The 1,749-nt window shown below is 64.5% G+C and carries 1 protein-coding gene and 1 pseudogene; both read left to right on the forward strand.

The genetic code is table 11. From position 1 onward, the window contains the following. Nucleotides 1–390: pseudogene (locus tag BSZ39_RS12700) on the forward strand (hypothetical protein); the annotation flags it as partial. Between the two features lie 3 nt (nucleotides 391–393). Then, entirely contained in the window at nucleotides 394–1,512 is a 1,119-nt protein-coding gene (locus BSZ39_RS12705) for a PDDEXK nuclease domain-containing protein (protein WP_083603364.1), read from the forward strand. The last annotated feature ends 237 nt before the right edge of the window (nucleotides 1,513–1,749 follow it).

The following is a 1,749-nucleotide window of genomic DNA, read 5'->3' on the forward strand; positions in this document are numbered from 1 at the left end:
CTCGAACGCGGCGGCATCTTCGAAGCGAAGGGCGGCAAGGCTCGCCTGCTCTCGCCGTCTCATCTCGAAGGAGCCTGGGACGCAGCAGCCGACGAGCGGGTCAGCGTGTGGGAGGCGACGGTCCGTCTTGCCGCGGTGATGTCCAAGGACGGCGCGGACAAGGTGGCGGAGTTGCTGCCGTCTGTTCAGACGCGGGTGAACTTGGATGCGGTGAAGGAGCTAGGCTTCCTGCTGTTCCACGAGGCCGAGAAGAAAAAGGACACGAAGGACGCCATCCTGTTCAACGGTCTGGTGAGTGCCTGGGGTGACGTGACCGAGCAGGCGCGCAAGTATGCCTCGGCGCCGCGCTCGTCCCAGCAGGCGTTCGACTTCGACGAGGACGAGGATTAGGTCATGCCCGGAAAGCGAGATCAAGGCCAGAGCCGCGGCGCAGCCGCGCGCCGCTCTGGCGCTGATCTGACTCCGTTCCGGGCCATCGCGGAGTCGGTCAGTGCCTCGGGTGGTGAGCTCGTCGATCAGGTGTCGGCTCTGATTGAGCAGGCGCAGTCGTTTGCGGCCGCGCAGGTGAACGCGACCTTGACGCTGCGGAACTGGTACATCGGTCGATTGATTGACGTAGCCGTGTTGCGCGAGGGGCGCGCCGGGCACGACCAGGAACTTGTTGCGTCGCTGGCGCAACGACTGACCTCGCGGTACGGCCGAGGCTACGACCGGACGAACCTGTATCGGATGGTGCGGTTCTCCCAGCAGTTCACCGAGCCTGAACTTGTTGCGTCGCTGGCGCAACAAGTCAGTTGGACCCACTTCCGCGAGCTGTTTCCGCTCGCAACCGACGACGCACGAGCCTTCTACGTGAAGGAGATCATCGACCGCCGCCTCAGCGTTCGTGACCTTCGCCACGCCATCTCGCGCAAGGCGTTCGAGCGCCGTGAGATCGCGGACTCGCAGATTCCCGAGGGCTCGGCAGTCCCGCTGGATGCTTTCCGCGACCCGGTGCTGCTGGACATGCTCGGGCTGGCCGACACCTTCTTGGAGCGCGACCTCGAAGCGGCTCTGCGCCACGACATGGAGGCGTTCCTGTTGGAGGTCGGTCGCGGGTGGGCGTTCGTCGAACGCCAGAAGCGCATGACCTTCGATGGAGACGACTACTACCTCGACCTGCTGTTCTACTCCCGTCCACTGCGTCGGCTGATCGCGGTGGAGTTGAAGGTCGGCAAGTTCAAGCCGAGCTATCAGGGGCAGATGAACTTCTACCTGAAGTGGCTGGACCGGCACGAACGCCAGGCAGACGAGAATCCGCCCATCGGCCTCATCCTGTGTACCGAGGCGAGCCGTGACCAGATCGAGCTGCTCGAACTGCACAAGGACGGGATCGTGGTCGCCGAATACTGGACGACCCTGCCTCCGAAGGCGGAGCTCCAGGCCCGCATCCAGGCGATCTACCGGGAGGCACAGGAGCGGATCGCCCGGAGGCAGCTCACCGCAGCGGCGGAAGAGGACTTCGATGAGTAGGGATTGGCCGGCGCTGGATGCAGCCTCGTCGGCAGCAAGTAGTGGGTTCTAGGAGACAACGATGGCGATGAACAACCGAGATCGAGTGGGCAAGGCGTTCGACCTGCTCTCCGAAGGGCTACTGGACGAGGTCGATGAGGTGATGACGCGGGCCTACAATACCGCCGACTGGCCAGCCGCGTGGGCGAAGGAGGACGCCCAGCGCAAGGGCGGGCCGTTGCGCACGCTGACCAAGCA

The sequence above is a fragment of the Bowdeniella nasicola genome (genome assembly GCF_001907295.1).
Classification (GTDB): Bacteria; Actinomycetota; Actinomycetes; order Actinomycetales; family Actinomycetaceae; genus Bowdeniella; species Bowdeniella nasicola.